Source organism: Kitasatospora sp. NPDC004240 (genome assembly GCF_053603215.1).
Genome location: NZ_JBSGFD010000292.1, coordinates 1 through 7,583, shown reverse-complemented (window position 1 = coordinate 7,583; position 7,583 = coordinate 1). Strand labels below are relative to the sequence as shown.

The following is a 7,583-nucleotide window of genomic DNA, read 5'->3' as shown; positions in this document are numbered from 1 at the left end:
GCCCGCCATCGCGGCGGGCCGCCCCCGGCACGTCCGTCGACGGGTCAGCGACCGGCGGTCGCGAGCGCCTCGATCTCGGGCACCACCGCGGCCGGGGTCGGCAGCGCGTCGTTCTCGCCCTTGAGGCGGACGGCGGCCTCGCGCAGCGCCGGGTCGGTGGCCAGCCGGGTGAGCAGGGCCGTGTCCACCTCGTCGGAGGTGGCGCGCAGCCCGGCACCGGTCGCCACCAGGGTGTCGGCGACGAGGAAGTTGTCGGCGCCCTGAGGCAGGACGAGCTGGGGTATGCCCGCCTGGAGTCCGGTGAGGGAGCTGCCGGAGCCGCCGTGGTGGACCACCGCGTCGCAGACCCGCAGCAGCTCCGCCAGCGGGACCCACGGCAGCGGCCGCACGTTGGCCGGGAGCGTACCGAGGTGGGAGAGGTCGGCGCCGCCGACGGCGATCAGGAACTCGGCGTCGACCGAGCCGGCCGCCTCGATCACCCGCCCGATCGCGTCCACGCCCTCGATCTGGGCGACCACGGTGCCCAGGGTGACGGCGACCCGCGGCCGGTCGGCACGGCGCAGCAGCTCGACGGGCACCACACCGCCGCCGTTGTACGGCAGGTAGCGCATCCGCAGGCCGCCCGGGTCGCCGCCGGCCGAGGCGGGGACGATGTTCAGCGGGGTGGTGTCGGCCGGCTTGGCCACGCCGTGCGCCTCGTAGACGTCGGTGAAGTTGGCGGCCAGCCGGCCCGCGAGGTCGAGGCCGGAGCTGAAGCCGAAGTTGTGCAGGGCCGCCGGGATCCCCAGCTCGGCGGCGACCAGCTGGGCGGAGGCCAGACAGGAGTCGTGGACCAGCAGGTCGGGCCGCCACTCGCGGGCGACGGCCAGCAGGTCGTCCACGGTGCAGCGCGAGGCGTGGGCGAATCCGACACCGGCGAGGTCGAGGATCTGGTCCTGGGTGAGGTCGGGCCGGGTGTAGCGCGCCCCCTCGCCGAGGGCGGCCTGGAAGGACTCCGTCAGCGGCTTGCCGTCGCCGATCTCGACGACCGGGAAGCCCGTCGCCCGGATCTGCTCCAGCGGCTGCGGGACGGCGAACAGGACGTCGTGCCCGGCGGCCCGCAGGGCCTGCGCGGTCGGCACCATCGGGAACATGTGGGTGGGTGCTCCGGGCCCGGTAAAAAGGATGCGCACAGTTGTCTCCTGGTCGGTCTTCGAATGTCGGTAGCGGGCCGCACGAGGCGCACCCGCAAGTACAACTGACTGAGGCTCAGCGACTGTTCCTCGCACGATCGAATTCCGGACGTTCTGCGGCACCCGATTGCCAACGGCCCTCCGGTGTGCGCACACGGCGCAGGCCGGACCCGGGCCGCCGGGCTGCCAGGCCCGGGCCGCCCGCCTGTCGGGATACCGGCGGTGCCGGTTTTCCACCGTTCCCCGCGCGGGCGGCCCGCCCTAGTCTTCGGGTGCTCCGCGGCGCCGCCCGTACGCCGGCCGTCGCACTCCCGTCGTCCGCCGGTGGCGGGGTGCCGTGCCCGCGCCACGGCGTCGCGGAGCCGGAGGACAGGAGAGACATGCTGGCGCCGTTCGGCATCAACGACACCGAGGAGCAGCTCTACAGGACGCTGCTGACCCTCGCCGAACCCACCCTCGCCGAGCTGGCCGCGGCGGTCGGCGCCGTCGCCTCCGGTGTCGCGCGGCGGCTGCGCGCCCTGGAGGAGAAGGGCCTGGTCAGCAGGACGCCGACCCGGCCGGTGCGCTACCGGCCGGCACCGCCCGACCTGGCCTTCGAGATCCTGGCGCTCGACCGTCACAAGCGGATCGAGCAGGCCCGCCTCGCGGCCGGGGAGCTGACCGGGCTGTGGGAGGCCTCGGTGCGGGCGCGCTCGGTGCCGCTCCAGGTCGTCGGCGGCCATGACTCCAACACCCAGCGGTACCTGCAGACCCAGCTCGCGGCCACCGAGGAGGTGCTGACCCTGGACCGGCCCCCGTACATCGAGGAGGGCGTCGAGCCGCAGTACCGCCTCCAGCTGGACCTGATGGCGCGCGGGGTGCGCTACCGGACCGTCTACGACCGGCGGTCCCTGGAGGAGCCGGGCCAGTTCGAACGCGTCCGCCGGCTGACCCAGCACGGCGAGCAGGCCCGGGTGCTCGACGGGGTGCCGCTCAAGATGCTGATCACCGACCGCGGCAGCGGACTGGTGCCCTTCGTCCTGGCCGGCGAGCGGCAGAGCGTCGTCCTCGACCGCTCGCCCCTGCTCGACGGCCTGATCGCGCTGTTCGAGGCCCTGTGGGAGCGCGCGACCCCGCTGTGGTCGACCCGGACGGCGGGCGGGCTCGACGCCTCGGACGAGCAGATGCTCGGCTTCGCCGCGGCCGGCTGCACGGACGAGTCGATCGCCCGCCGGACCGGGCTCAGCAAACGGACGGTGGAGCGGCGGATGCGGCACCTGATGGACGTCCTCGGTGCCCGCACCCGCTTCCAGGCCGGGCTCCAGGCCGGCCGCAGAGGACTCCTCGGGTAGTGGCGCACGCCACTTCCGGGGTGGCTCCTCGCCCTGGCGGCGGCCCGGGCGAGGAGCATGACCGGGGCCGCGGACGCGGTGTCAGCCGAGCAGCCCGCGCCGGGCCGCCTGCAGCCCGGCCTGGAACCTGGTCCGGGCGCCGAGCGCGTCCATCAGCCGGCGCATCCGCCGCTCCACCGTCCGCTTGTTGACGCCGACCTTGCGGGCGATGATCTCGTCGGTGTACCCGGCGGCCGCGTAGCCCAGCAACTGGACGTCCTCCGGGCTGAGTTCGTCCGCCGGGCGACCGCTGCCCCACAGCGGGGTGCCGCGCTCCCACTGCGCCTCGAACAGCGCGATCAGCCCGTCCAGCAACGGGGAGCTGCGCAGGACGACGGTCTGCCGCTCGCCGTCCAGGACGAAGGGCACCAGGGCGGTGGTGCGGTCGGCGATCAGCAGCTTCATCGGCAGCCCGTCGACGACCCGGGCGCGCTCCCCGCGCTGCGTCAGACGGCGGGCCAGCGCCAGCTGCTCGGGCTCGGCCAGCGCGCCGCGGTCGTACACCGTGCGGTACACCACCCCCCGCTCCATGAGGTCGAGCTGCACGTCGGTCTGGGCGGCCATGCCCTCCTCCACGTACGGCGGCATGTCGAAGATCAGCACCTCCTCCCGGGTGGACCGCTGGACCTGCTGGAAGTGCTGGGTGTTGGCCTCGCGGCCCTGGACGATCTGCACCGGCGGCTCGTGCTCGGCGCGGCCGCTGCGCCACAGGTCGGTGAGCTCGACCGCGGCGAGCCGGGCCCGGTCGATCCGCTGGTGGAGGCTCAGCGCGAGCACCTCGACGGCCAGTTCCGGCGGTGCGGGGCGGAAGCGCACGGGCCGGGTGGGGGAGCGGGAGACCAGCCCCTTGGCCTCCAGCTCCCTGAGCTGGCGCCTGAGCCGGGACGGCTCGGCCCCGGTGCTCTCGGCGAGTTCGGCCAGGGTCGGGTCGGGGCGCAACAGCAGGGCGCGGTAGAGCGCCTCCTCCTGGGACGAGACTCCGAGCGCGTTCAGCACGGGTCCCCCTCTCGGCGTTCCACGGGGTCCGGCGTGGGCGACGGACCTCCGCAGGGCATCGTAGGCCCCCGCGCGGGGCGGGTGGAGTGCTGTCGGGTTCCCGTCAGGGGCGGTAACCCGACGCTCCGGGACGGGATTTCGGCCCTAGCCTTCTCGGCAACTCCCGTCCCCCACAAGGAGGAAGCATGAAGCGCACCGCGATAGTCGCCGGCCTGGTGCTGGCAGCGGTCGCCGGATCCGGAGCCCTCCCCGCCACCGCGCAGGGCAGCGGCTCCGCCGAACAGGAGACCACCCGCTACGTGGTGGTGCTCAAGGAGGGAGCGACGGCCGACCCCACGACGGTCGCCCGCTCCGCCCACGGCGTACGGCTCGGCTCGGTCTACCGCTCGGCGCTGAGCGGCTTCTCGGCCGATCTGACGCCCTCCGCGCTGGCGGCCCTGCGCGCCAACCCCGCCGTCAAGTACGTGGAGGCGTCGGCCATCGCCCACGCCCACGGGCAGGCCGTCCCGAACGGCACGGCCCGCATCGGCGCCACTGCCAACACGGGGCTGAAGGTCGGTGACGGCCTCGACCAGCGGGTCGACGTGGACGTCGCGGTCATCGACTCCGGCATCGACTACACCCACCCGGACCTGAACGTGGTGCGCCGGGTGAACTGCGTGGCCGTCACCTCCTGCGTGGAGAACGCCGGCATGGACGACAACGGGCACGGCAGCAACGTGGCCGGGATCGTCGGCGGACTGGACAACGCCATCGGCTACGTGGGCGTCGCCCCGGGCGCACGCCTGTGGTCGGTCAAGTCGCTGAACAGCAAGGGCAGCGGCTCCACCGAGGAGATCGTCAACGGCATCGACTGGGTGACCGCGCACTCCGACGAGATCGAGGTGGTCAACCTCAGCCTCGGGTTCAACGGCACCGTCCAGGCCGTCAACGACGCGGTGAACCGGGCTATCGCCAAGGGCGTCGTGGTGGTGGTCTCGGCGGGCAACGACCGCCGGGACGTGGCCAACCAGAGCCCGGCGAACGTGGCGGACGCGATCACCGTCTCCTCGCTGAGCGACGCGGACGGCAAGCCCGGCGGCCTCGGCACCTTCACCTGGTGCAACAAGAACAACACCAACACCGACGACGCCCTGTCGAACTTCAGTAACTTCGGTCGGGGCGTGGACATCGCGGCTCCCGGTGACTGCATCCGCTCCGCCTTCAAGGACGGCGGCTACTCCAACTACAGCGGCACCTCCCAGGCGGCCCCGCACGTCGCGGGTGCCGCGGCCTGGCTGACCCGCGGCGCCGCCAAGCCGGTGAACCGGGCCGGGGTGATCGCCGTCCGCGACCGGATCGTCAACGCCGGCAACTCCAACTGGACCGACAACTCCGGCGACGGCGTCAAGGAACCCCTGCTGGACCTGACGAACACCGCGGTCTTCCCGGCCGGCGGTGCCGCCGGACCCGATGCCACCTTCGTCCCGGACTGCGACCGGGCCACCCGGCTCTGCACCTTCGACGCCGGCCTGACCAGCGGTACCGGCCTGAGCTACAGCTGGGACTTCGGCGACGGCACCACCGGCACCGGCGTCAAGCCCGGCCACACCTACGCCGCGTACGGGACCTACACCGTCAAGCTGACCGTCACCGACGGCTCCGGCCGCACCAGCCGCAACCAGACCACCTTCCGGCTGCTCGCACCCAACCACAACGACCGGCCGGTGGCGAAGGTCGGCGGCTTCTGCACCGTCAACGGCAACTGCTCGCTCGACTCCGAGGGCTCCTACGACCCCGACGGCAAGCTGGCGTCGTACAGCTGGAACTTCGGCGACGGCACCACGGGCAGCGGCCAGAGCGTCAGCCACACCTTCCCGTACAGCGCCTCCGGCACGTACAGGACCACGCTGACGGTCACCGACGACAAGGGCGGCACCGGCAGTGCCTCCGCGACCGTCACCTGCACCAAGTACCCGTATTACATGACCTGTTCGATCTCCTGACGGCCAGCCGGCCTGCCGGGCCGGCTCCGTGACCGGCATCCCAGGGGCCGCGTCCCGTACGGCGGAGCACCGCCGTACGGGACGCGGCCCCCGCGCGTTCCGGGACCCGGCGAGGGCTGTCCGACGGCCTGTCGGGTTCCCGCCAGTGACGGCAAACCGGTGGGTCGAATCCCCGGAATCGGCTCTAGCCTTCTCGGCAACTCCCGTCCCCCACAAGGAGGAAGCATGAAACGCGCCGCGATACTCGCCGGCCTGGTGCTGGCAGCGGTCGCAGGAGCAGGGGCCACTCCGGCCGCTGCGGAGGAACCCGCCTCGAAGTACATCGTGGTCCTGCAGGACGGCGCCGTGGCCGACCCCGCCACGGTGGCCCACGGCGTCCGCGGGGCCGACGTCCGCGCGGTCTACCGCTCGGCGCTGAGCGGCTTCTCGGCCGATCTGACGCCCTCCGCGCTGCGGTCCCTGCGGGCCGACCCGGCCGTCAAGTACGTGCAGCCGAGTGCCACCGCCCACGCCCACGGCCAGGTCACCCCCAACGGCACCGGCCGGACCCTGGCCCCGGGCAACAGCGGACTGAAGGTCGGTGACGGTCTCGACCAGCGGGTCGACGTGGATGTCGCGGTCATCGACTCGGGCATCGACTACTACCACCCGGACCTGAACGTGGTGCGCCGGGTGAACTGCGTGGGCGTCACCTCCTGTGTGGAGAATGCCGGCGTCGACGACAACGGGCACGGCAGCAACGTCGCCGGGATCGTCGGCGGCCTGGACAACGGCATCGGTTACGTGGGCGTGGCCCCCGGCGCGCGGCTGTGGTCCGTCAAGTCGCTGAACAGCGAGGGCGAGGGCTCCACGGAGGAGATCGTCAACGGCATCGACTGGGTGACCGCGCACTCCGACGAGATCGAGGTGGTCAACCTCAGCCTCGGCTTCGACGGCACCGAGCCGCCGGTCGTGGACGCGGTGAACCGGGCGATCGCCAAGGGCGTCGTCGTCGTGGTCTCGGCGGGCAACGACCACCGGGACGTCTCCAACCAGAGCCCGGCGAACGTGCCCGACGCGATCACCGTCTCCGCACTGAGCGACGCGGACGGCAAGCCCGGCGGCCTCGGCACCTTCGGCTGGTGCAACAAGAACAACACCAACAAGGACGACACACTCTGGAAGAGCAGCAACTTCGGCCGGGGCGTGGACATCGCCGCGCCCGGTGACTGCATCCAGTCCGCCTTCAAGAACGGCGGGTACTCCAACTACAGCGGCACCTCCCAGGCGGCCCCGCACGTGGCCGGGGCCGCCGCCTGGCTGACCCGCGGCGCCAACAAGCCGGTCAACCGGGCCGGAGTGATCGCGGTGCGCGACCGCATCGTCAACGCGGGCAACTCCAACTGGACCGACACCTCCGGCGACGGCGTCAAGGAACCGCTCCTCGACCTGTCGAACACGGCGGTCTTCCCGGCCGGCGGCGCCGCCGGACCCGACGCCACCTTCGTCGCCGGCTGCGACAACAGCGGCCGTACCTGCACCTTCGACGCCGGCCTGTCCAGCGGCACCGGCCTCACCTACGGCTGGGACTTCGGCGACGGCGCCACCGGCACCGGCGCGAAGCCGAGCCACACCTACGCGGCCTTCGGCGTATACAAGGTCAAGCTGACCGTCACCGACGGCTCCGGCCGGACCAGCCGCAACAGCGCGTACGTGCGGGCCACCGACCCGGCGCTGAACGAGAAGCCGGTGGCCGTCTTCAGCCGCTTCTGCACCGCCGCCGCGTGGTGCGGGTTCGACGCCAGCGACTCCTACGACCCCGACGGCACCGTCGCCTCCTACCGGTGGGACTTCGGTGACGGCACCACCGGCACCGAGCTGAAGCCGGGCCACACCTACCCGGAGCGCACGGCCACCTACACGGCCAGGCTGACCGTCACCGACAAGCGGGGTGCCACCGGCTCCTCCACCGCGACGATCAGCTGCGTCCGGCAGACCTACCTCACGATCTGCTCCGCCTCCTGACACCACCCCCGGTGAACCCCGGCCCGGCACGGGACCCCCGCCCGTGCCGGGCCGGC

General features: G+C 72.8%; 5 protein-coding genes. 3 read left to right on the top strand and 2 right to left on the bottom strand.

Annotated elements, in window-relative coordinates:
* Positions 1–44: 44 nt before the first annotated feature.
* Positions 45–1,172: a nucleotide disphospho-sugar-binding domain-containing protein gene (locus tag ACWEQL_RS39290; protein WP_452155884.1), complete on the bottom strand. Its 1,128-nt coding sequence runs from the start codon at positions 1,170–1,172 to the stop codon at positions 45–47.
* Between the two features lie 380 nt (positions 1,173–1,552).
* On the opposite strand from ACWEQL_RS39290, the gene ACWEQL_RS39285 reads away from it, so the two are divergent.
* Entirely contained in the window at positions 1,553–2,503 is a 951-nt protein-coding gene (locus ACWEQL_RS39285) for a helix-turn-helix domain-containing protein (protein ID WP_452155882.1), read from the top strand.
* 81 nt (positions 2,504–2,584) lie between these two features.
* On the opposite strand, the gene ACWEQL_RS39280 is transcribed toward ACWEQL_RS39285, so the two are convergent.
* Positions 2,585–3,538 (bottom strand): helix-turn-helix domain-containing protein, encoded by a 954-nt coding sequence (locus ACWEQL_RS39280; RefSeq protein WP_452155880.1) that lies wholly within the window; start codon positions 3,536–3,538, stop codon positions 2,585–2,587.
* A 185-nt stretch (positions 3,539–3,723) separates the two neighbouring features.
* On the opposite strand from ACWEQL_RS39280, the gene ACWEQL_RS39275 reads away from it, so the two are divergent.
* A complete protein-coding gene (locus tag ACWEQL_RS39275) occupies positions 3,724–5,523 on the top strand; it encodes a S8 family serine peptidase (RefSeq protein WP_452155878.1) in 1,800 nt (599 codons plus the stop codon).
* A 225-nt stretch (positions 5,524–5,748) separates the two neighbouring features.
* On the top strand, positions 5,749–7,527 hold the full coding sequence (locus tag ACWEQL_RS39270; RefSeq protein ID WP_452155876.1) for a S8 family serine peptidase: 1,779 nt from the start codon (positions 5,749–5,751) through the stop codon (positions 7,525–7,527).
* The last annotated feature ends 56 nt before the right edge of the window (positions 7,528–7,583 follow it).

What these genes read in the sequence shown, in the direction of transcription:
- ACWEQL_RS39285 (WP_452155882.1), top strand. Translation starts at nt 1,553, where the DNA reads ATGCTGGCGCCGTTCGGCATCAACGACACCGAGGAGCAGCTCTACAGG.
- ACWEQL_RS39275 (WP_452155878.1), top strand. Translation starts at nt 3,724, where the DNA reads ATGAAGCGCACCGCGATAGTCGCCGGCCTGGTGCTGGCAGCGGTCGCC.
- ACWEQL_RS39270 (WP_452155876.1), top strand. Translation starts at nt 5,749, where the DNA reads ATGAAACGCGCCGCGATACTCGCCGGCCTGGTGCTGGCAGCGGTCGCA.